At 47.3% G+C, this 20,645-nt stretch carries 18 protein-coding genes; 13 read left to right on the top strand and 5 right to left on the bottom strand.

Annotated features, from left to right (window positions below; genetic code table 11):
- The first annotated feature begins 50 nt into the window (after positions 1-50).
- Genes HFE01_RS11020 through HFE01_RS11010 form a run of 3 tightly spaced genes read left to right on the top strand, consistent with a single transcriptional unit; the run spans position 51 to position 2,990 of the window.
- Positions 51-1,283 (top strand): ABC transporter substrate-binding protein, encoded by a 1,233-nt coding sequence (locus HFE01_RS11020; RefSeq protein WP_167437943.1) that lies wholly within the window; start codon positions 51-53, stop codon positions 1,281-1,283.
- Positions 1,284-1,299: 16 nt separating this feature from the next.
- Complete coding sequence (locus tag HFE01_RS11015) at positions 1,300-2,166, top strand: carbohydrate ABC transporter permease (protein ID WP_016822711.1); 867 nt, start codon at positions 1,300-1,302, stop codon at positions 2,164-2,166.
- Entirely contained in the window at positions 2,166-2,990 is an 825-nt protein-coding gene (locus HFE01_RS11010) for a carbohydrate ABC transporter permease (protein ID WP_016822712.1), read from the top strand. Before HFE01_RS11015 ends, HFE01_RS11010 begins: the two co-directional genes overlap by 1 nt.
- Positions 2,991-3,099: 109 nt before the next feature.
- On the opposite strand, the gene HFE01_RS11005 is transcribed toward HFE01_RS11010, so the two are convergent.
- The 3 genes from HFE01_RS11005 to HFE01_RS10995 form a co-directional block, all read right to left on the bottom strand.
- Positions 3,100-4,785, bottom strand: a complete 1,686-nt coding sequence (locus HFE01_RS11005) for a DUF4179 domain-containing protein (RefSeq protein WP_167437899.1) — start codon at positions 4,783-4,785, stop codon at positions 3,100-3,102.
- Entirely contained in the window at positions 4,745-5,305 is a 561-nt protein-coding gene (locus HFE01_RS11000) for an RNA polymerase sigma factor (protein ID WP_126666358.1), read from the bottom strand. Before HFE01_RS11000 ends, HFE01_RS11005 begins: the two co-directional genes overlap by 41 nt.
- Before the next feature lie 256 nt (positions 5,306-5,561).
- Entirely contained in the window at positions 5,562-6,569 is a 1,008-nt protein-coding gene (locus HFE01_RS10995) for an acrylyl-CoA reductase family protein (RefSeq protein WP_126666359.1), read from the bottom strand.
- A gap of 355 nt (positions 6,570-6,924) precedes the next feature.
- Here HFE01_RS10995 and HFE01_RS10990 point away from each other — a divergent pair, with 355 nt between their 5' ends.
- Both HFE01_RS10990 and HFE01_RS10985 read left to right on the top strand, forming a co-directional pair.
- Positions 6,925-8,334 (top strand): MATE family efflux transporter, encoded by a 1,410-nt coding sequence (locus tag HFE01_RS10990; RefSeq protein WP_064961582.1) that lies wholly within the window; start codon positions 6,925-6,927, stop codon positions 8,332-8,334.
- 289 nt (positions 8,335-8,623) lie between these two features.
- Positions 8,624-9,637, top strand: a complete 1,014-nt coding sequence (locus HFE01_RS10985) for a LacI family DNA-binding transcriptional regulator (RefSeq protein WP_126666360.1) — start codon at positions 8,624-8,626, stop codon at positions 9,635-9,637.
- Positions 9,638-9,817: 180 nt separating this feature from the next.
- Here the strand turns inward: HFE01_RS10985 and HFE01_RS10980 are convergent, their stop codons facing one another.
- Positions 9,818-10,774, bottom strand: a complete 957-nt coding sequence (locus HFE01_RS10980) for a sugar kinase (RefSeq protein ID WP_126666361.1) — start codon at positions 10,772-10,774, stop codon at positions 9,818-9,820.
- 340 nt (positions 10,775-11,114) lie between these two features.
- Between HFE01_RS10980 and kduI the strand changes: the two genes are divergently transcribed.
- The 8 genes from kduI (at position 11,115) to HFE01_RS10940 (ending at position 19,697) form a co-directional block, all read left to right on the top strand.
- Positions 11,115-11,945 (top strand): 5-dehydro-4-deoxy-D-glucuronate isomerase, encoded by an 831-nt coding sequence (kduI, locus tag HFE01_RS10975; protein ID WP_013373615.1) that lies wholly within the window; start codon positions 11,115-11,117, stop codon positions 11,943-11,945.
- Positions 11,946-12,019: 74 nt separating this feature from the next.
- Positions 12,020-12,664, top strand: coding sequence for a bifunctional 2-keto-4-hydroxyglutarate aldolase/2-keto-3-deoxy-6-phosphogluconate aldolase (locus tag HFE01_RS10970; protein ID WP_013373614.1), 645 nt, complete (start codon positions 12,020-12,022; stop codon positions 12,662-12,664).
- A gap of 49 nt (positions 12,665-12,713) precedes the next feature.
- Positions 12,714-13,490: a 2-dehydro-3-deoxy-D-gluconate 5-dehydrogenase KduD gene (gene kduD / locus HFE01_RS10965; RefSeq protein ID WP_017428647.1), complete on the top strand. Its 777-nt coding sequence runs from the start codon at positions 12,714-12,716 to the stop codon at positions 13,488-13,490.
- Positions 13,491-13,739: 249 nt separating this feature from the next.
- Positions 13,740-14,978, top strand: a complete 1,239-nt coding sequence (locus HFE01_RS10960) for a CynX/NimT family MFS transporter (RefSeq protein ID WP_025366103.1) — start codon at positions 13,740-13,742, stop codon at positions 14,976-14,978.
- Entirely contained in the window at positions 14,959-16,110 is a 1,152-nt protein-coding gene (locus HFE01_RS10955; protein ID WP_090888918.1) for a winged helix-turn-helix domain-containing protein, read from the top strand. The genes HFE01_RS10960 and HFE01_RS10955 overlap by 20 nt, the downstream gene beginning before the upstream one ends.
- A 91-nt stretch (positions 16,111-16,201) precedes the next feature.
- Complete coding sequence (locus HFE01_RS10950; RefSeq protein ID WP_025366101.1) at positions 16,202-17,563, top strand: MFS transporter; 1,362 nt, start codon at positions 16,202-16,204, stop codon at positions 17,561-17,563.
- Positions 17,564-17,633: 70 nt separating this feature from the next.
- Entirely contained in the window at positions 17,634-18,221 is a 588-nt protein-coding gene (locus HFE01_RS10945) for a GNAT family N-acetyltransferase (RefSeq protein WP_017428643.1), read from the top strand.
- Between the two features lie 315 nt (positions 18,222-18,536).
- Complete coding sequence (locus tag HFE01_RS10940; RefSeq protein WP_090888915.1) at positions 18,537-19,697, top strand: cation:proton antiporter; 1,161 nt, start codon at positions 18,537-18,539, stop codon at positions 19,695-19,697.
- A 111-nt stretch (positions 19,698-19,808) separates the two neighbouring features.
- On the opposite strand, the gene HFE01_RS10935 is transcribed toward HFE01_RS10940, so the two are convergent.
- Positions 19,809-20,444, bottom strand: coding sequence for an NAD(P)-dependent oxidoreductase (locus tag HFE01_RS10935; RefSeq protein WP_016822726.1), 636 nt, complete (start codon positions 20,442-20,444; stop codon positions 19,809-19,811).
- Between the last annotated feature and the right edge of the window lie 201 nt (positions 20,445-20,645).

The raw sequence follows: 20,645 nt of genomic DNA, 5'->3' as shown, positions 1-20,645 counted from the left end.
TAATTGTCTAGCCCCGCATAGATTGACATAGGGGAAAAGGAGGTATGAGCATGTGGAATGAGGTCAAAAGGCTGTCTGCACTAGCGGCGATCCTGCTGCTAACGATCGTTGTAAGCGCATGCAATAAGGGCGACGCTTCAGGCAAGGTGCAGATTGAGTTTTTCCAAAATAAGCCGGAGGCTAAGGGTTCATTCGATAAGCTGATCGCTCAATTCAATCAGGAGCATCCTGGTATTGAAGTGACACAGGTCAATCCGCCAGAGGCAGAAACGGTGTTATTGACCCGGGTGGTCAAAAACGATGTACCTGACATTGTGGGGCTTGGGGCTACAGATACCTACTCCATTTTGGCGCAAAGCGGTATTTTTACGGATCTGGCAAATACAGAATTACCACGTACGGTGGACCCGATTTACCTCAAAATGCTTAAGGATGTGACCGGGGTCGATCCTGTGTATGGAATTCCTTATGCTGCGAATGCGAATGGTGTGATGTATAACAAGACGCTTTTTAAGGAAATGGGATTACAGGTGCCCAAAACATGGGATGAACTGATTGCAACGGCGCAAAAAATCAAGGCCGCTGGCAAGATCCCATTCTATTTTACATATAAAGATGATTGGCAAACGAACCTTCCTTTTAACGCACTGGGTCCGAACCTGGTGGGTATTGATTTTTTCCTGCAACGGCGTGAGAATCAGGTTACCTTTCAGGACAAGTACCGCGAGGTTGCGGAAAAGCAGCTGGAGCTGCTGAAATACGGACATAGTGATAACTTCGGCAAAAACTATGCTGACGGGAACCGTGCTTTCGCTAACGGGCAGGGACTGATGTACATTCAGGGCTCGTGGGCTATATCTGAAATTCGCAAAGCCAACCCGAAAGTGGAACTCGGATTTTTCCCGTTCCCTACAGGGAATGACGCAAAGGCGGTCAAGCTAGTGTCTGGAATAGATACGCTATTAGCTGTTTCGGAAAGCACCCCGCATAAAAAGGAAGCTGAAGAGTTCATTGCCTTCCTATTGAAGCCAGAGAACAGCAAGCAATACATTACGGAACAAACGTTGTTTTCAGCGGTGAAGGGAGTCACACAGGATGACCCGAGTGTGGCAGAGTTGTTGCCGTATTTTAAATCAGGCCGTGTCATTGATTTTGCCGATCATTATATTCCCAAAGCAGTCCAATTGAATTCTATTGTGCAGGCTTTCCTGCAAAATGGAGATATCGACGCCTATCTAGCCAAGCTCGACCGTGAGTGGAATAAGGTAGCTAACCGCCGATAGGGGAGGAGGATGAGACATGAATAAGCGACTGACGACTTTTTACTGGATGACGGTGCCGGCGGTGCTATTGTTTTTTGTATTTTTGACCTTACCTGCCTTGCAGGGTTTTTATTATTCGCTTACCAATTGGAACGGATTCGGGCATCAGTACCACTTTGTCGGGTTTAAGAACTATATTAATTTGTTTCAAGACGACAATGTGGGCAATGCTTACTGGTTTACTTTCAAATTTGCGATTGTGGTTACCATTGCGATTAATATTCTCAGCTTGTTGATTGCCATGGGGCTGAACGCTAAAATACGTTTCCGTAATTTCTTTCGAGGAATTTATTTTTTGCCTAATATTTTGAGCGTATTAATTGTAGGTTACATATTTAATTACCTGTTCTCGAACGTGTTTACGATTTGGGGACAAAATCTGGGCATCAGTTCACTATCGACCAACATCTTGGGTAGCGAGCAGTTGGCTTGGGTGGGGGTGGTCATTGTAGCCGTATGGCAGGGCATTGCCTTTAATACGATCCTCTATCTGGCAGGGCTGCAAACAATTCCGACCAGTCTGTATGAGGCATCCAACCTGGACGGTGCAGGTAAATGGCGTGAATTCTGGAGCATTACCTTTCCGTTGATTGCTCCATTTTTTACGATCAATATGGTATTGGCGATGAAAAATTCCCTAATGGTATTCGATCAGATCGTGGCCTTGACGAACGGCGGACCGGGACGGGCCACGCAGTCGATTTCTCATCTGATATACACCGGAGGCTTTAGAGGAGGAGAATTTGCCTATCAGTCAGCTAACTCTGTGATTTACTTTATTGTGATCGCGATCATTTCCATCTTACAGCTGCGATTCCTCCAAAGAAGGGAGATGGATAACTGATGAAAACAAGCAGACGTACCAACTGGCCTGTGCTGATTCTGGTAGCGTTGGGGACAATATTTATCCTGTTTCCCCTCTATATGACGGTGACGATTGCACTCAAAAATCCCGAGCAGATGGCGCATTCCGCCTTTGCCTTTCCGACGGAGCTGCATTGGGAAAATTTTAGTCGTGCAGTGGAAATGACCCATTTTTTCAGTGCTTTTCAGAATAGTGTGATGGTGACAACATCGACGGTCATACTCACTTTGCTCACCAACTCGATGGTTGCTTATGCCATTGCTCGCAATATGCAGCGGCGTTTTTTCAAAGGATTATATTTTTACTTTGTCAGCGCCATGTTTATTCCGTTCCCGATCATCATGCTGCCGATTGTAAAGCTGGCCTCGGGGCTACATATGACCAATCTGTTGGGCCTCATTGTGCTGCATACGGTGTATGGCTTGGCGTTTAATGTCTTCGTGTATGTCGGTTATATTCGGTCGATTCCAGTGGCATTGGAAGAGGCAGCCACGGTAGATGGTGCGACGACATGGGGGACATTTTGGCGTATTATATTTCCGCTGATGGCGCCGATTAGTGCTACAGTGGGGATTCTCACTTGTTTGTCCACATATAATGACTTTTTGCTGCCGCTCATTATTATCAGCGATGCGGAGCAATATACATTGCCGCTCGTCCAGTATGTGTTCCAGGGACAGTTCAATACTGACTTTAATCTGGCCTTTGCCTCGTACTTGATGGCCTTGCTGCCGATGATTATTGTCTATCTAATTGCACAAAAATGGATTATTAATGGTGTTACGCAAGGTTCTGTAAAATAAGATGAGAATACAACAGCTTCAAGCGGGCTGTGCCTTACTAGGCAAGTAAAAAGGGGGTCCCTATACTGCGAATCACACAGGTATAGAGAACCCTCTTTTTATAGCATGGTTATTTAGATGCTTGGCTGTTGCTAGTCAGTGGCTGCAAGGGTACGCTCGTCTCTGCTTCAGGTTCGTCCGTTGTATAGTAGAACATATAAATAGAAGCTTCCTTTCCCTTGAAGTTCTTGTAGACATCCACTGCCTTATTATTGCCGTCTCCGGCGAAGTTGGCTGTGATCGGCTTGCCAATCATCCGTTCTTTCCCCAGACCCATATGCGTCTGGTTGATCCCTCCAAAGTGAGTATCCTCACTTTCCGTTTCTACGAATAAATCTGCTCCTTGTTTGTAGTAGGTCCACTTCACAGGATAGCCGCCGATTTGCGTCGTTATCGTCTGCTTTTGCTCAGAAATATCAGTCAAATGCTGCGGCGTTTTGTCATCCGAATGAGTCGTAACCTTGTATTTGCCTGTAAAAGTAATGGGAGTATCTCGGGTAATCGCAAGATGGGCCGGCCGTTCAAAACGGATCGTATTCAGATCGTGGTCCTGATCTGGTGAAGACCAACGATTACCCTCTAACGTTGTGCCGTTCACAGAAAGAAAATATTTTTGATAAGGCAACATGGCGAATTTCTTTTCGCTTCTGATCGTGACACGGATTTGTGTCGGTGTCACAATCATTTGTTCCAGCATGAAATTCGGATTACCGTTCTCCAAGGGGGTATTCAGCACACTTTTAATCGTCCCGCTCTCCATTTTCTTCTTGCTTAGCTGCAGGTCAAAGTTTAGGGGTTCATGTATACTTTTCTCCGTTTGTGCATATTGCAGTTTAAAAGTAGTCTGCCCTTCTGGTATATCCCCTTTAGTAAAATACTGCTGGGCTGTGTATTCTCCGTTCTCACCGGGTGTACCAAATGTCCCTCCAGATTGGGGGTTCACAGGCTTCCCATCTTTGTAGGCAATAATTTGCGGATTGTCCCATTCTTTTGGTATGGAGGAATCGAAGGTAATTGCTGATGACAGCATCAGCTTGTCCTTACCTTGTTCGAATACCTGTACCTTCATATCTTGTAGACCGTTACGATCTAGCCTGAAAGTCTGTTTCTGAGGCGATGTGATATCGAGCGGCAAATCCAATTCCTGAACGCTGGTAAGCTCAATATGATCCACGGTCAGCCGCACGTTCTCTGTTTCTTGCTGCGGTGTCCAATCACTTTCAAAGTAACCGTTATAGCGTTGATTTTTCTCGTCCCATTGCTGGAAGCTGTACTCCCCTTCGCTGCTTTTCCCCGCAGCATTTTTAAGTGATACGCCTTTGACATTCCAAAACTCGTTGTCTGTACGTTTTCCGACTTCCAGGCTGTACAGAATCACAGTCCGATTCTCATCGACAATAGCGGTATGCAACGTCAGCTTTATCCCGTCTCTGGTGACAGACTGTTCTAAAGGCTGTCCAAGGTTTTGAGCTAAAGCCGTCTCAATTCCACTTCTTCCGTGCAGCAGATTGTCCCAGTTATAATGGATGGCGGCATAGACGGGAACGGCAACGAGAAGTGCGCTCAGGGAAGCAGCGATGGCTATTTTGCGCCAATTACTATGTCGGTGTGGAGTGAATGAATCGGAAGCATCGGTTAGCGTAGGGGCAGTATATCCTGCCTGTTCCATCCGGTTCCACATTTCATTGAAGTCAGGATAGGCTATTTCCGAATCTTCATTTAACTTGCGCTTCAATGCCTTTTCTACGTTGTTCATAGTTCTCTCCTTCCATCTCGGGAAACTGTGTGCCAGCCTCCCGCAGTATTTGCTCCATTAACTTTAGCCCTTTGTGTGTTCTGGATTTGACGGTTCCCAGCGGAATTTCCAGCAGCTTGGATATTTCCACCAGCGTGAAATCGTGCATATAGCGAAGTGTCAGCACAGCGCGGATTTTGGCCGGAAGGCGATTCATATAAACGGCCCATTCCTCAGCCGACTCGCGTTCCTCCACCTGCCTGTCTACTGACTTGCTTTCGGTTCCGGTAAAAAGATGGAGATTGGCCGATACTTTCAGATGCAGGCTTTTTCGGCGTTTAAGATGGTTCAGACAATGATTGACCGTAACTTTCATAATCCAGGCTTTTAGTTGCTTGATGTGCTCACGATTGCTGCGAAACAGAGTAATAAACACTTCCTGCGTTAAATCCTCTGCATCTGAGGCGTTATGGACCATGTAGTAGCAGGTTCGATATACATCCCGTTGATACAGATCAAACAACTCTCGATTACTTTGCAATGATGGCTCTCCTTTCTCGTGCAGTTTATCTATACAACAACTGGAGTTCACAAAAGGTTCATTTGGTTGTGAAAAATAGATCGTCCGCTTCGATGTGCCCACTTTTTCTCCAATGTACCACACAAAAAAAGAAGCCTGTAAATCTCAAAACTGCAGATTTACAGGCTTCTTATATGTTTCATTGCTACGACCCTACGGGATGAACACACCTTCGCGCAAAAACCCGTCAACGGATAGCTTGTGGACAACCTTCCGCTTAATCAGCCAGCCGTACAATCGTTCTACCCTGTGAGCGGGCTGCTAGGATGTCTTCGAGCGCGCTTGGCAGGTCAGCCAAGCCAATTTCGCGCTCAACGAGCTGTTCTAGCTGTTCCGGCTTCCAATCACTGCCGAGGTGCTTCCAGATCGCTACGCGGGTGTCATAGGGGCAGAAGACAGAGTCTATGCCCAGCAGATTTACGCCGCGCAAAATAAATGGCAGCACCGTCGTAGGCAGCTTGGTGCCTGCCGTCAGGCCGCTCACGGCAACAGAGCCGTTGTAGGCGATCTGGCTGAGCAGCGAAGCGAGCGGCTTTCCGCCTACAGGGTCTACAGCCGCTTGCCAAAGCTGCTTGGCTAGCGGTCGGATGCTCTCGGCACCGTCGTAAACCTCCTCACGCGAAATAACATCGGCTGCTCCGAGCGCCTTGAGGTAATCATGGGATTCGACTTTGCCACTGCTGGCTACGACATGGTAGCCCCTCTTGTGCAGCAAGGCAATGGCTGCACCGCCTACCCCACCCGTCGCTCCGGTGACGAGCACCTTACCCTTCTCCGGCGCAACGTCGTTTTGCTCCAGCCGATATAACGACAGGGCTGCGGTGAATCCGGCTGTCCCAAAAATCATCGCCTCTCTCAGCGTGAGTCCGTCGGGAAGCGGAACCACCCAGTCCGCAGGCACGCGCGCATATTGGCTGAATCCTCCGAATTGAGACACACCCAGCCCGTACCCGGTAACGAGTACCGCTTGTCCTTCGCTAAAACGGCTATCCTCCGAAGAGACGACGGTTCCCGAGCAATCTATGCCGGGTACGAACGGATAGGATTTGACAATATTGCCATCCTTGCGGGCGGCAAGCCCGTCTTTATAATTGATGCTGGAATAAGCGACACGAATCAATACTTCTCCAGCAGGTAAATTGTCAGTTTTCAAAGAACGTACTTCTGCTTGAACCTCTCCGTCATGCGTCTGATCGACGACAAGGGCTTGAAATGATTGAGTCATCTGTAAAAGCCTCCTTTATTACCGTTTAAGTCTATGAATGACCTATATAATCCATTTCTAACTTACAAATTATGCTTAGGAAGCATACAACAATCTGCACATCCTGTCAGCGGCAATGCTCACAAGCTCTTAATCTATTATACCCTTTAGCTCATAACGACGTCGAAAAGTCCAGATTATGGATGTATCCTTGCAACATCCTGTTTCAATAAAGTTCGATAATCAATTATAAGAAGGTGATAAATGAATTCTTACGTATTTTTCAAATCATTTTACGTAAACGGGATGTATTTTCAGAATGACTGTGCTAACATACCCTTTGATCATTAAATATTCTATGAAGAAAGGTGAATGAATGACAACCAGAGCACTAAAAAATGGTTCGGTATTGTCCGAAGCCAAGGAACTGAATTTGTTCCGTTTGACATGGCCTATTTTCCTTGAATTGTTCCTGTTTATGCTAATGGGAAGCGTCGATACATTCATGCTCAGTTCTGTATCTGATAATGCAGTGTCGGGTGTGGGCGCGTCCAATCAAATTATTTCAATCGCTATCCTTGTACTGGAGGTTATCGGCAACGGCGCTGCTATCGTCGTAGCTCAATATATCGGTTCTAAGAAACTAGTCGAAGCGGCCCAGGTGACGGGTACGGCCATTACTCTGAATTTAATGGTAGGTCTTTTGCTAAGCGTCATTTTTCTTGTGTTTGGTACTCATATGTTGCAATGGCTGAATGTCCAGGGTGATATTCTGACTTACGCGGAATCCTATATGAGTATCGTCGGGGGGGCCATTTTCCTTCAGGCATTGATTAACTCGCTGGCGGCGACCATTCGTACGCACGGTTTTACCAAAGAAACGATGTATGTATCGGTTTTTATGAACGTGATCCACGTGGTCGGCAACTATGTTTTGATTTTGGGGCATTGGGGAATGCCTGCACTCGGTGTAGAAGGTGCTGCTATTTCTACAGTAGGTAGCCGCTTTATTTGTCTCTTGATCTTCTTCTGGCTGATGTACCGGGTAACTGAGGTCCGTGTCGAGTGGAAATATTACGTCCATTTATCCAGAAAATTTATCACAAAAATATTGCGTATTGGTGTACCATCCGCGCTGGAGTCCATCATGTATCAGTCGTGTCAGCTCATATTTACACTGTATGTGACTTATCTGGGCGCTGAAGCGATGGCGACACGTCAATATGCCAATAATATTTCGAGCTATATTTATTTGTTCAGTATGGCAGTTGGTATGGGAACGGCTATTGTAGTGGGGAGGCTCGTGGGAGCCAGGGAGAAGGATACGGCTTATAAACGTGTATTGAGCAGTGTGAAATGGGCGCTGCTCGTGACTGTGATCATTGATGCAGTGGTTATCTTTTTCCGTGTACCCTTACTCGGTTTGTTTACGGAAAACCCTGAAATTATTCGTTTGGGTGCGCAGGTTATTTTACTTAGCATTCTGCTAGAAACTGGACGGACGACGAATATCGTCATCATTAACTCATTGCGTGCTGCTGGAGATGCCAAGTTCCCGGTCTTTATGGGGTTGATCTCCATGGTCTGCATGAGCTTGCCGCTGGGCTATCTGCTGGTGTTCAAGCTGGATATGGGACTCGCTGGTGTGTGGCTGGCGATTGCTGCTGATGAATGGACTCGTGCTGTCATCATGTATGCCCGCTGGAGAAGCCGGTTATGGGAAAAGCATTCGCTGGTCGAGCATGATACACCGGATCAACCTGCAACGCCTGTTCCGGCACACTAATCCAAGTAGTTATTCGGGTTAACTGGAACCTAGCTTTTTGATAGAGTTGTATACGTGGAGGTAGTTCAAGAGAACATCTTGAACTACCTCTTTTTCCTGCATAGAGTGGAAATAGCAGTGAGCCAAAAGTTGTATATGAAAATGGAGTTGGCGAAGTGGCACCACAGGTAAGTTTTAAGCTCAAAATATATCATAATGGCATTCATAAATAGAAGTATGGTAAATTTACTAAAAGAAAGATATACTTTTGTTGCACTAACGCAGTACATGAAAGACAAGGAGTGTACCGATGAAGAAGCCAACGATTGAAGATGTTGCCCAGAAGGCGGGAGTGTCTAAAAGCACGGTCTCGCAATTTCTGAACAAACGATATAAATATATGAGCGACCAAACCAAGGACCGGATCGCCGAGGTTATTCAAGAGCTGAACTATCAGCCTAACGGGCTGGCCCGCAGCTTGAAGCAAAACCGGACGTTTATGGTGGGAGTTATTGTGGCCAACATTGATTATACGCTGTCGATTCAGTCTATCCGTGCGATTGAGGAGGAATTGCAGCGCTTTGGCATTCAGGTGATCATTTGCAACGCCGATGAAAACCCTGACAAGGAAAGTCAGTATATTGAGATGCTCAAGGCCCGCCAAGTGGACGGCTTAATCATCTTCCCGACAGGAAAGCATGCGGACATTTACAACCAGCTCATTCGGGAAAAATATCCATTGGTGTTTTTGGACCGCCTGGTGGACGGTGTCAATACACGCAGCCTGCTGCTGGATAACGAAATGGCGATTAAGCTGGCGATTCAGGAACTTGTGGCTCACAAGCATGAACGAATTGCGTTGATTACCTTGCCCCTTGGCTTGAATCGGATTACTCCACGAGTGGAGCGGCTCAGCGGATATAAGAAGGCGCTGGAGGAGCATGGCTTGCCATTTCGTGAAGAGTATATGCACAGTGTGCCGAGAGAAGAAATCCAGCAGACACTGAAGGAACTGTTCCAACTGACGGAGCCGCCGACTGCACTGTTGGCCGGGAATGATATTGTGTTGGCTGAGGTGTTGAAGTATGTGAATGCCCGCCGTATACGTATTCCGGCAGAATTGTCCATTATCGGAATTGACGATGCGGAGTTTGCCCATATTTACAATCCGCCCATTACGACCATTACACAACCGATTGCGGATATGGGGAAGCAGGCGGCAAAAACGCTGCTGTCCAGCATTGAGGAAGGCGGCGAGTCGGTTCCGATTATTTACCGATTTGTGCCGGATATCCATCGAGGAGAATCCGTCAAAACGCTGTAAACGAGTATATGTCATATATATAAAAATAGCCCGTATTCCTTTGTACGACCTGAGTATGCGTATGCTGCTCAGGTCGTACAAATGCGAATACGGGCTATTGGAAGTTAAGGCTGACTTAGGATTCGGCCTTGTTGAGCTTGCGCTCATAGCGGTGAAGGTTATGCGGGGAATGAACCCAAACTAATTGGTGCTGGCGCTGAGCAAAAAAGATTCCAATTCGGCTCGCGTCGGATAGCCGTCCATGTCTCCGGCTGACATGACAGCCAGCGCACCAAGTGCATTACCGCGCTTGACTGCTTCAGCCAGGGGTAATCCTTCCAGCAGTGCGCTGATAACACCTGCGGCAAAGCCGTCACCTGCGCCGACGGTATCCACGACATGATCTACGCGGAAACGCTTGACATATCCCTCTGCATCTGCGGATTTGTAATAGGAGCCTTCGGTTCCCAACTTGATGATCACCAGCGAGGTGCCGCGATCGAGGTAGAACGAAGCGATATCTTCAGGCGAAGTATAGCCTGTTAGTATTTTACCTTCATGAATGCCTGGCAGCAGCCAGTCGCAACCCTCGGACGCTTCGTTAATCGCCTCCACCATCGTTTGTGTGTCAGGCCATAACTTGGGTCTGAGGTTGGGATCGAAGGATACGGTTTTGCCTGCCTTTTTCATAAACTGCTTCGCATGTCGGGCGAAGTCGCGGCATTCAGGGGAAAGTGCGACAGAAATACCTGTAAAGTGCAGGTGGCGAGCCCCGGCAAAGTAAGCTTCGTTAAAATCAGCAATGCTCAGTGTGGAAGCGGCGGAATGCCTGCGAAAATATTCGACCTCAGGATCGCCGCTGGTAACTTTGGATTTAATCAGCATCCCGGTAGAGTGGTCTTTGGTAAACATGACATTTTGGGTGTCAATCTTCTCCTGACGCAGTGCATCGGCAATGAACTTGCCGAACGTATCCTCGCCGAGTTTGGTCACGAGTCCGGCTCGTAGTCCCAAACGCGACAAACCGGCCGAAACATTCGTCTCCGCTCCGGCCAGCGCTTTGGTGAATGAACGCACCTCATCCAGAGAGCCTGCTTCATTGGCGTAAAACATGGCCATGGGTTCTCCGAAGGTAACAGCATCCAATGTTGCGGTCATTTGAATTCCTCCTTATGTTTAGTAAACTAAATCTGTAAGCGTATGCACCACTTGAATAAAATGAAATTATCACATAAATCGGTTTTTCACAATGAGTAAGTTGATATATTTGCTAAAAACTTTTTGGGTAATATAGATAAAAAAATATGTTCTTGTTTATCAAAAGGTAAAAAGTATGTAAAAATTCGCGAATATTAAGGCTTTTTCTAGGAATGATGAAGTTTTGGGTTGACACCCTCTTAGATAATTATTACAATTCTAGCTAAGAAGTAGAGTTAGAAACCGCTTTTATAACAATTCCGTTGATAAAAAAGTTTATCTAAACAGGAGGAATGTTTTTATGGAAATGCGTTATTCAACTCATCCCGAACATGCCAAGCATTTTACGACTGAAGAGTTGCGTCAGCACTATCTGATTCAGGAGCTTTTTGTACCTGAGGAAGTAAAGCTGGTCTATACGCATGAAGATCGTGTCATTATCGGGGGCATTCACCCCGTGAATAAATCTGTTGCACTGGAAGGTAACGATCAAATCAAAGCGGAAACTTTCCTGGAGCGCCGTGAACTGGGTGTTTTTAATGTCGGCGGCAGTGGTACGGTCAAGGTGGATGGTGAAACTTACGAGCTGGCCACAAAAGACTGTCTTTACGTAGGTAAAGGTGCCAAGGAGTTGATCTTTGAAAGCGATTCCAGCGAAAAGCCTGCGAAATTTTATATCGTTTCAGCCTTGGCTCATACCACGTATCCAACGACGAAGCAGTCTTTTGCCGATGTGCCGTCTGAAAGTCTGGGTTCGCAAGAAACAGCCAATAACCGTACGTTACGTCGCTTTATCCATGACGAAGGCATTCAAAGCTGCCAGCTGGTTATGGGGATGACCACGTTGGAGAACGGCAGTGTGTGGAACTCCATGCCAACACATGTTCATGACCGTCGCATGGAAGTGTATTTCTATTTTGAACTGGACGAAAACGCCAGAATGTTCCACCTGATGGGTGAGCCGAACGAAACACGCCATCTGGTCATGAAAAATGATGAAGCCGTTATTTCTCCGCCTTGGTCTATCCATTGCGGTGCAGCTACAGGCAGCTATACCTTCATTTGGGGCATGGCCGGTGAAAATAAAACATACAAGGACATGGATCAGGTAGCCATGAGCGAGTTGCGTTAATCATTGCATTGGAACGTAGACCTGCAAGCGGCTGAGGAACCATGGTCATCCCATTCGTGGAAAGGATCAGGAACATGACGAAAAAGAAAGTTTTGGAACATATTACTTCGGTTGGTGTTGTCGCAGTCATTCGGGGAAACACAGCAGAGGAAGCGTATCAAATGTCCAAAGCCTGTATTGAAGGCGGCTTGGATAATATTGAGCTTACGTTTACCACGCCAGATGCGGATCAGGTCATTCGAAGATTGAGAGACGAATTTAAGGATCGGGCCGTTATTGGTGCAGGAACTGTACTGGAGTCACTGACGGCAAGAATTGCTATTCTGGCCGGAGCAGAATTTGTCGTAAGTCCTTCTTTTGAAGAAGAAACAGCGAAGCTATGCAATTTGTATGCGATTCCTTATATGCCTGGCTGCATGACGCTGAATGAGATCAAGGAAGCCATGAAATTGGGTAGTGATGTTGTGAAGTTGTTCCCGGGCAATACGATGGGGGCGGACTTTGTTAAGGCCGTGAGAGGGCCAATGCCTCACGTGCAGATTATGCCAACCGGTGGCGTTGATCTGGATAATATGGAAACCTGGCTGCGTAACGGCTGTGTGGCCGTGGGAATTGGAGGCAATTTGACGGCTCCAGCCAAGGAAGGTCGCTACGACTTGATCACAGAAAATGCAGCGCGTTATGTGGCTAAATACAAAGAAGTACGTGCAGCGTTGTAGGCTTCAGAAAATATAGGTTTTTATACTAATTTGTGATGGAGGCGTAGGCATGGGTCTGGACGATTTTTCATTGGATTTTTTTAGTCTAAAAGGTAAAACGGCGATTGTAACAGGGGGCAACAGTGGATTAGGTCAAGGATATTCCGTAGCTTTGGCCAAAGCAGGCGCAAACCTGTTCATTGTAGCTAACAATGATGATTATGAAGAAACAAGACGTCTGCTGGAGCCAACGGGTGTGAAGATTGCTTTTCACCAGGCTGACCTGACTGAAAAAGCATCCATTAAAAAACTTGTAGAAGAGTGTGTCAAGGAATTTGGCAAAATTGATATCCTTGTCAATAACGCGGGTACGATCCGCCGCGCTCCTTTGCTGGAGTATAAAGATGAAGATTGGGACGCTGTTATGGAAATCAACCTGAATGCTGTATACCATTTGAGCCAGGAAGTGGCGAAGATAATGGTAGAGCAAAAAAGCGGGAAGATTATCAATGTTGCTTCTATGCTTGCTTTCCAGGGCGGCAAGTTCGTTCCGCCATATACAGCAAGCAAGCACGCAGTAGCTGGTATAACCAAGGCATTTGCGAACGAACTGGCGGTCCATAACGTTCAGATTAATGCGATTGCCCCTGGTTATATTGCTACGGCGAACACGGCTCCAATTCGTGCGGATGAGAATCGCAATCAAGAGATTTTGTCACGTATTCCTGCGGGTCGTTGGGGTGATCCGTCTGACCTGATGGGGGTTGTTGTTTTCCTCGCCAGTCAGGGTTCGGACTACATGAATGGTCATATCTTGGCGGTGGATGGCGGCTGGCTGGTACGTTAATCAGCGCCAATCACATCGAAGCTATGAACTGAAAGCTGCCTCAAAAGGAACTTGTCCTTTCAGGCAGCTTTTATTTGTTTGATGAACCTGTAAGCTGAATATGAAGATTTGGGGCGTTGTGTCGATCCGTCCTATGCATATGGCACGAATGCCTTTATAATTTAATGAGATAAAAATTGCCTAGGCTCCAGCCGTTACACTTGGTTGGAGCCTTTGAGCATAATACAGAATGGATTGGAGAATGGAGAGATGAGTTCACAGCAACACCAACGAGCTTTGGTATACAAATCGTTGTGGCATGCAGGTCCTTGGGTGCTTGCCGCAGGGATCATCCTGGTAGGTGCCAATCTGCGCGCCTCGATTACTTCGGTAGGACCTCTTATCGGTTTGATTAAGGATTCTTTGCATATTTCGAATACACTAAGTGGTCTGTTAACGACGTTCCCACTGCTTGCTTTTGCACTGTTGTCGCCTTTTGTAGCCAAACTGTCGCGGCGCTTCGGGTCTTCCCTTATTATTTTTGCGGCCTTGCTGCTGTTGACCGCAGGTATTGTAGTGCGCTCGACGCTGGGGGTGACTGCATTATTTGTCGGGACTGCGATGCTGGGACTGGCTATTGCTGTGTGCAATGTTTTGCTGCCCAGTTTGATCAAAGAGGAATTTCCCCGCAACAGCGGACTAATGACCGGCGTATATTCCGTATCCATGAATGTCGTCGCTGCAACAGCATCCGGTCTGAGTATACCGCTGGCTCTGAACGGAGGAATGGGCTGGCGCGGTGCTTTGGGGATTTGGGCGATTGTCGGTGTCCTAGGTATTTTACTCTGGGTGCCGCAGCTTCTTAAGGCGCGCCGAACGGCTAGTCAAGCGGTAGTATCTGCCCGAACGGTGAATGTGTATAAATCGTCTTTGGCTTGGAAGGTAACGCTGTTTATGGGGCTGCAATCTGCCCTGTTCTATGTTCCTGCTGCCTGGTTTCCCGAAATGATGAGCGGACAGGGAATGGATTCAGAGACTGCGGGATGGATGCTGTCTGTGATGCAATTTTCGCAAATGCCATTTACTTTTATTGTGCCTATTTGGGCGGCGCGAGTGAAGGATCAGCGGATATTGGTTCTGATTATGGCTGCGCTCTATTTTATAGGTCTGGGTGGATTTCTGCTCGGGGCTACACAGTGGAGTGTGATTTGGGTCATTTGTATGGGTATAGCGGGTGGTTTTGCTTTTCCGCTAGTTATGATGTTCTTTAATTTGCGGACGCGAACACCGCAGCAGGCAGCAGAGCTGTCAGGTATGGCGCAATCCTTTGGTTATTTGCTAGCAGCGACTGGGCCGACGCTGTTCGGTTATTTGCATGATGCGACACAAGGCTGGACAATTCCGCTGCTTTTACTCTTGTGCCTGAGTGTTCTGCTTATGTTTACAGGGCTGGGTGCAGCTAAGAAACGATATGTCGGAGGCGAGGTGGATGATCAGGCTGCAATTTGATGCAGATGGCTACAGTGTGGTCTATAATGCAGATCGTGTTATGTTGTTGGCTAAAGAGTTTGCATTGTTGCGCTTTTTATACGATAACCGGAATCAGGTGTTCACCCGGGAACAACTGCTGGATCGTGTGTGGCCACTGGAATATCCAGTGGAGCGTACAGTGGATGATCATATCTATAGATTGCGCAAAAAACTTAAGTCATGGAATGGACTCCGTATTCATACGGTCAGAGGATATGGCTACAGCTTGACCTTGACTGCCATACAACCACGAAATCATCCTTCTTTGCACGATCAGGAAGTACAGGACGCCGTTCATGGACTTTTTCGAAAGTATCACCTGCTGGGGCAAGGCGATTCCATCGTAGCGCTGGCTGAACAGCAGGAGCAGATGGGTTTTCAAATGTCTGCCTATTATCAAATGTATACCCGTTTTGTACAGGCGGATGTAGCTTGGTTTTTGAAGCAAGAGGATTTTGCACCCGCAGACCGTTTGTATTGGATGTTGCTGCTTTATACGTGCACCGCAGGGGTAACGGATCAAGGGCTTGCCCTATGTGAGCGTGCGCTTGCCAGCGGATTGCTGTCCAGTGATCAGGAGCGGGAATTACGTATCCTCAATATTCTGGAGGCTTATGTGGAGAATGGACAACCTGAACGCGCACATGAAGGTCTACCACTGACCTTCATGGTTATGGAGCGGGATGATCTTGATAAATTTGTGATGCCAGTTGCGCTCATGGAGATGTACATGCATCTGGTCGCCAATCATATGGAAAAGGCTGCCGAACTGTCTGATCGTCTGGAAGGCATGCTGTCAGAGGCTCCGTATTTGCGCGAACTGGGCCGTTATCGCTTGCTGCGCGGACTTATGCTGTTGCGTACTGGAGATGTGGACCAGGCCGAGCGGCTCATGGATGAGGGGCTGGTCACCCTTGATATGGCGAAACAGGAGCTATTAAAAATCAAAGCAATAAGTCAAATTCGCAGTTTCTTAAAGTTGTGCGGCCCGTATCCCATGCTGGAAGAGAAGTATGCGGCTCAATACGATCAACTTGATCGGGACAATAGCTTAACACTGCGTCGTTCGGCGCTGAGGTGTTGGCTGGAGCAGATCCTTTTTGTGGCCTGATTTTTTTAGCTGTCTGATTTTCCTCTGATATAGGCCCGCTAGAATGTTCTTATTGCTAAAGAAGCAGATAATGAGAGCAGGGTGAGTAGAAATGAAGGAAAAGAAAGAATTGCAGTCCACGCCTAGCATTTGGCGTAATGGCCATTTTCGGCGGATGTTTGCGGCACATACGGCTGCTTCCTTTGGTGATTGGTTTGATGCTATCGCCATTCAGGTGCTTGTTGCTTACCGCTGGGAAGCTGACCCGATGCTGATTGCGCTGATTCCGGTAGTTATGGCGCTACCAGGTCTGCTGCTCGGTTCCATTGCAGGCACGTTAGCCGACCGGGTACATAAGGCCCGACTGATGATCGGCTGCGATGTAGCTGTCGCCTTATTGACGCTGACGATTCTCGCCGTCCCTGGTCCGGTGTGGCTGTTGCCTTTGCTCGGCTTGCGCGCGGCGGCTGGCGTATTCCAAATGCCGTCACAGCAAGGTTTGACTCGTACAGTAGTCGCCAGTGGCGACCTATTCCGTGCAACCTCACTGAATGGCCTGGTCAATCAGGCCTCCAAAGTGGCGGGACCATTGCTGGGCGCCATGACCTTGACTGTGCTGTCCCCGCAAGCATGCATTATCCTAAATGCACTGCTGCGCCTCTGCTCCGGCCTCTTGCTATGGCCGCTGCGCGGAATCGGTCCTGCGCTGGCCAGCACAGACCAGCAAGCGATTGCTGACGAGCAGCTAGAAAAATCGACATCGGTTACAGCGCATGGGGCTGATGATGCCAAGGTGCAGGGAGAGCCTGCTCACGTATCCCGTTTTTTCAGCCAGTGGCGGGAAGGTTGGGCGTTCCTCTGGCGCAGTCGAATGCTTTTGCATACGCTCATATTCGGGCTGTTCGGCTTGATCGCCATTCTTATGATCGACTACCAGTTCCCAACGTTGCTGCGAGTGCTCGCTCCGGGCAACGAATCGCTGCTTGGCTGGCTGGTTTCCGCCATAGGTGCTGGCGCTGTTGGTTGTATGCTTGTGCTTAATCGCTTGAATCGTATAAGCGCAGGCTGGGGACTCGGTGGAGGCTATGTGCTGATTGGCGGAGCGATTGCCGCTTTAGGCTGGGCGCAGCCCGGGACAGGACTACCCGTACTGCTTACGATCGGGGCCATGCTAGGTGTGGGGAATGGTCTGTACATTATCACCCAGAATTACATATTACAAGCCAAAACCCCTGCTGATATGGTGGGGCGTGTCTTCGGTATTCAAAGTACCGTGATTGGAGCGATCATGGTCATTTCGCCGCTTACCGGGGGAGTATTGATCCGAATAGCAGGGGCAGGAACGGCTTTTGTCTGGATCGGGATGTCTGTTGGAATCCTGGGTTTGGCAGGACTTCTGCTTCAATCTGTAATTTGGCGCGAGTCTCTTGCTGATCCTACCCCTTCGACTGAACAAAATGTCGATCTAGCGTAATCGTTTGCTTCCATTTAAGACAATTTATATTTTTGTAGCAATTAATATTTTTAGCATAGGAGAGATCACGTTGACTCAAAATTATTCGCCCGCAACGCCAGTGGCACGACTGCTTGAAGGATCACGAGTGTACTTGCGTCCCATTAACGTGGAGGACACCGAGCTGTATTATAATACGTTGTTTCATCAGGAAGTGCGGAGGCTGACGGGCACACAGCGAAGCTTTACCAAAGAGCAAATTGCTCGTTATATAGAAGCTAAAGGACAGGATTCCTCAAGCCTGCTGCTGCTCATTGCACTTCAGGAAGATGATCGTGTCATCGGGGATATTGCGCTACAGGATATGGATAGCCTGAATCGCAGCGCCAATATCCGTATTGCGATCAATGAGCATGGGGATCAAGGCAAAGGCTACGGCACCGAAGCGCTTGTGCTCATGCTAGGCTATGGATTCGGTATTTGTAACCTGCATCGGATTGAGCTGAATGTATTTGATTTTAATGAACAGGCCATCCGTTGCTATGAAAAAGTAGGCTTTCAACGTGAAGGTGTGCAGCGGGATGCTTTATTTTACAATTATGAATACCATGATTCGATTCTGATGAGTATGCTGCAGCATGAATACTGTGCACGGTACGTGGAAAAAGCCGAGAGTTGACTCAATGACGTTTACATGGGTTTGCAGAAGAGGTATAATTAAAAGATAAAGTTGCTTGTTTGCGCAAGGATGACCGACAACATCAAATGAATATATGAATTATCGGAGGAGCCTGTCACCAAGGCTCCTTTATGTCTTTTTAGGGGAACCTGTGCTGTATGTAGGGTTTCCCTTTTTATTTTGCGAGTTGTGGTCTGTTTAAGGTCAGACACATATTTTGGACGATTGTTCTGCATTTTATGATTATCCGTTTTCTTCAATTGTAGATGATGCGCAAATGAGTTCAAGGATTAAATAAAAGGAGGTTATTAACCTATGCAATTTATATTGTATCTTCTTTTGATTCTATTGTTTACAAAAGTAGCCGGTCATTTATCGGTTAAGCTCGGTCAACCTGCGGTATTGGGGAAGCTGATCGCTGGTATCGTGCTGGGCCCGGCAGTTTTGGGATGGGTACAAAATGATTCGCTGATTCATAATATGTCTGAAATCGGCGTGTTGCTGTTGATGTTCATTGCCGGGCTGGAGACGGATCTGGATCAGCTTCGGCGCAACTGGAAGCCTGCGGTAGCAGTGGCTGTCGGGGGTATTATTTTGCCGTTACTCTGTGGTTTTGGAGTTGGGGAAGCCTTTGGATTTTCCGTGCATGAAGGATGGTTTTTGGGGATTGTCTTGAGCGCTACTTCCGTAAGCATTACGGTGCAGGTGCTCAAGGATATGAACAAGCTGAATACCCGAGAAGGCTCGACCATTTTGGGTGCGGCAGTGCTGGACGATGTGCTCGTCGTGGTGCTGCTTGCGGTCATGATGAGTATATTCGGTATGGGCGGAGAAACTTCGCTGGGACTTCTTGTTGGCAAAAAGCTAGTTTTCTTCGTAGTAGCTATTTTGGGTGGCTGGTTCGTTGTTCCATGGATTATGAAAATACTTGCCCCCCTCAAAGTGACCGAAGCTGTGATTACTGCTGCGTTGGTCATTTGCTTCGGTTTTGCGTATTTTGCAGATTTGATGGGTATGGCGGGCATTATCGGAGCTTTTGCTGCCGGGATTGCCATTTCGCAAACAAGCTTTAAGGCTGTCGTAGAAGAAAAGGTGGAGCCCATCGCTTATTCCATCTTTGTGCCAGTATTTTTTGTCAGCATTGGCTTAAATGTATCTTTTGAGGGAGTGGGGCAGCAGCTTGGGTTTGTTGTTGTTTTGACCCTGATAGCACTGGTGACGAAGTTGGTCGGAGGAGGCATCGGCGCGCGGCTGACAGGTTTTAATACCCGTTCCTCGCTTGCGATTGGTTCTGGCATGATATCTCGCGGAGAAGTTGCGCTTATTATCGCAGCCACCGGGCTGCAAACAGGCCTGCTGGCACAACAGTATTTTACATCAGTCATCATTGCCGTTATTTTGACGACTTTGGCTGCACCTCCAATTCTTAAGCTAAGTTTTAGTGACAGGAAGACTGTAAGCCGAGTTAAACAGTAGAAGATTGGACGAACCAGACATACAGTAAGACCCTTCTGATTCATTTTCCAAGCAGGATGGAAAGTGGTCGAAGGGTCTTTTTATGTTGGAATGTTCGGTTCGGTCGTAGAATTAGGACTCGGATACGACGGTGAAACGTTGATTCAAATGTTGTGGTTTTTCAATTTCGTCTACTACTGCAACTGCATAATCTTCATAGCTGACATAGCTTGCACCTTTGGAATTAACCAGTAGTGTGTCTTTGCCCACTTGGTAAGAGCCTGTACGTTGGCCGAGAGCAAATTCCGCGGAAGGACTAATAAACGTCCAGTTCAGGTCGCTGGTACCGCGTAGAATGTCCAGGTTCTTCCCTTGGTTATGAGCTGTTGGATATACAAAATCAGGGAAGTCGGGAGTATCCTTGACCAAGAGTGTCTGGGATTCATCCGTAAACAAGCTGCCTGCACCACCTACGACAATCAGGCGAGTACCGGATACATTGCGGAGAGCCTCAATTAGCACGTTACCTGCATCTACATGCAGATGCTCTTGTCCGAACGGAGCGGCAAAAGCATTAACAACGGCGTCAAAACCTTTCAGATCATCTGTTTTCAGGTCAAAAACGTCTTTTTGTACTACAGCTGCACGATTATCCGTTACTTTAGCTGGGTCACGGACGATGGCGGTTACTTCATGCCCTCTGTCTAATGCTTCTTTTACGATATTACTTCCTGCTTTACCGCCTGCACCAATAACTGCAATTTTCATAATAGAATAGCCTCCTAAAAAATAATTTGGATGATTTATTGGCTTAATTCATGCGTTGTATGATGTTCATACTTGAATTTTAATATGTAACCATTATAGTTACAACATAAAATAAAAGTCAAGCTCTTCTTTGGGCAAAATAGAGTCCTCCGATTGGAAAGAGAGGAACTCGTTTAAATATAAGGTGATACTGAATGAATA

The sequence above is a fragment of the Paenibacillus sp. EKM10P genome (assembly GCF_011800655.1).
GTDB lineage: Bacteria > Bacillota > Bacilli > Paenibacillales > Paenibacillaceae > Paenibacillus > Paenibacillus polymyxa.
The sequence above is the reverse complement of the archived record's forward strand: the minus strand, read 5'-3'. Positions and strand labels throughout refer to the sequence as shown.

What these genes read in the sequence shown, in the direction of transcription:
- HFE01_RS11015 (WP_016822711.1), top strand. Translation starts at nt 1,300, where the DNA reads ATGAATAAGCGACTGACGACTTTTTACTGGATGACGGTGCCGGCGGTG.
- HFE01_RS10955 (WP_090888918.1), top strand. Translation starts at nt 14,959, where the DNA reads ATGATCAGGCTGCAATTTGATGCAGATGGCTACAGTGTGGTCTATAAT.
- HFE01_RS10940 (WP_090888915.1), top strand. Translation starts at nt 18,537, where the DNA reads ATGCAATTTATATTGTATCTTCTTTTGATTCTATTGTTTACAAAAGTA.
- HFE01_RS11005 (WP_167437899.1), bottom strand. Translation starts at nt 4,785, where the DNA reads ATGAACAACGTAGAAAAGGCATTGAAGCGCAAGTTAAATGAAGATTCG.
- HFE01_RS10970 (WP_013373614.1), top strand. Translation starts at nt 12,020, where the DNA reads ATGACGAAAAAGAAAGTTTTGGAACATATTACTTCGGTTGGTGTTGTC.
- HFE01_RS11010 (WP_016822712.1), top strand. Translation starts at nt 2,166, where the DNA reads ATGAAAACAAGCAGACGTACCAACTGGCCTGTGCTGATTCTGGTAGCG.
- HFE01_RS10935 (WP_016822726.1), bottom strand. Translation starts at nt 20,444, where the DNA reads ATGAAAATTGCAGTTATTGGTGCAGGCGGTAAAGCAGGAAGTAATATC.
- HFE01_RS10995 (WP_126666359.1), bottom strand. Translation starts at nt 6,569, where the DNA reads ATGACTCAATCATTTCAAGCCCTTGTCGTCGATCAGACGCATGACGGA.
- HFE01_RS11020 (WP_167437943.1), top strand. Translation starts at nt 51, where the DNA reads ATGTGGAATGAGGTCAAAAGGCTGTCTGCACTAGCGGCGATCCTGCTG.
- kduD (WP_017428647.1), top strand. Translation starts at nt 12,714, where the DNA reads ATGGGTCTGGACGATTTTTCATTGGATTTTTTTAGTCTAAAAGGTAAA.
- HFE01_RS10960 (WP_025366103.1), top strand. Translation starts at nt 13,740, where the DNA reads ATGAGTTCACAGCAACACCAACGAGCTTTGGTATACAAATCGTTGTGG.
- HFE01_RS10980 (WP_126666361.1), bottom strand. Translation starts at nt 10,774, where the DNA reads ATGACCGCAACATTGGATGCTGTTACCTTCGGAGAACCCATGGCCATG.
- kduI (WP_013373615.1), top strand. Translation starts at nt 11,115, where the DNA reads ATGGAAATGCGTTATTCAACTCATCCCGAACATGCCAAGCATTTTACG.
- HFE01_RS10985 (WP_126666360.1), top strand. Translation starts at nt 8,624, where the DNA reads ATGAAGAAGCCAACGATTGAAGATGTTGCCCAGAAGGCGGGAGTGTCT.
- HFE01_RS10950 (WP_025366101.1), top strand. Translation starts at nt 16,202, where the DNA reads ATGAAGGAAAAGAAAGAATTGCAGTCCACGCCTAGCATTTGGCGTAAT.
- HFE01_RS10990 (WP_064961582.1), top strand. Translation starts at nt 6,925, where the DNA reads ATGACAACCAGAGCACTAAAAAATGGTTCGGTATTGTCCGAAGCCAAG.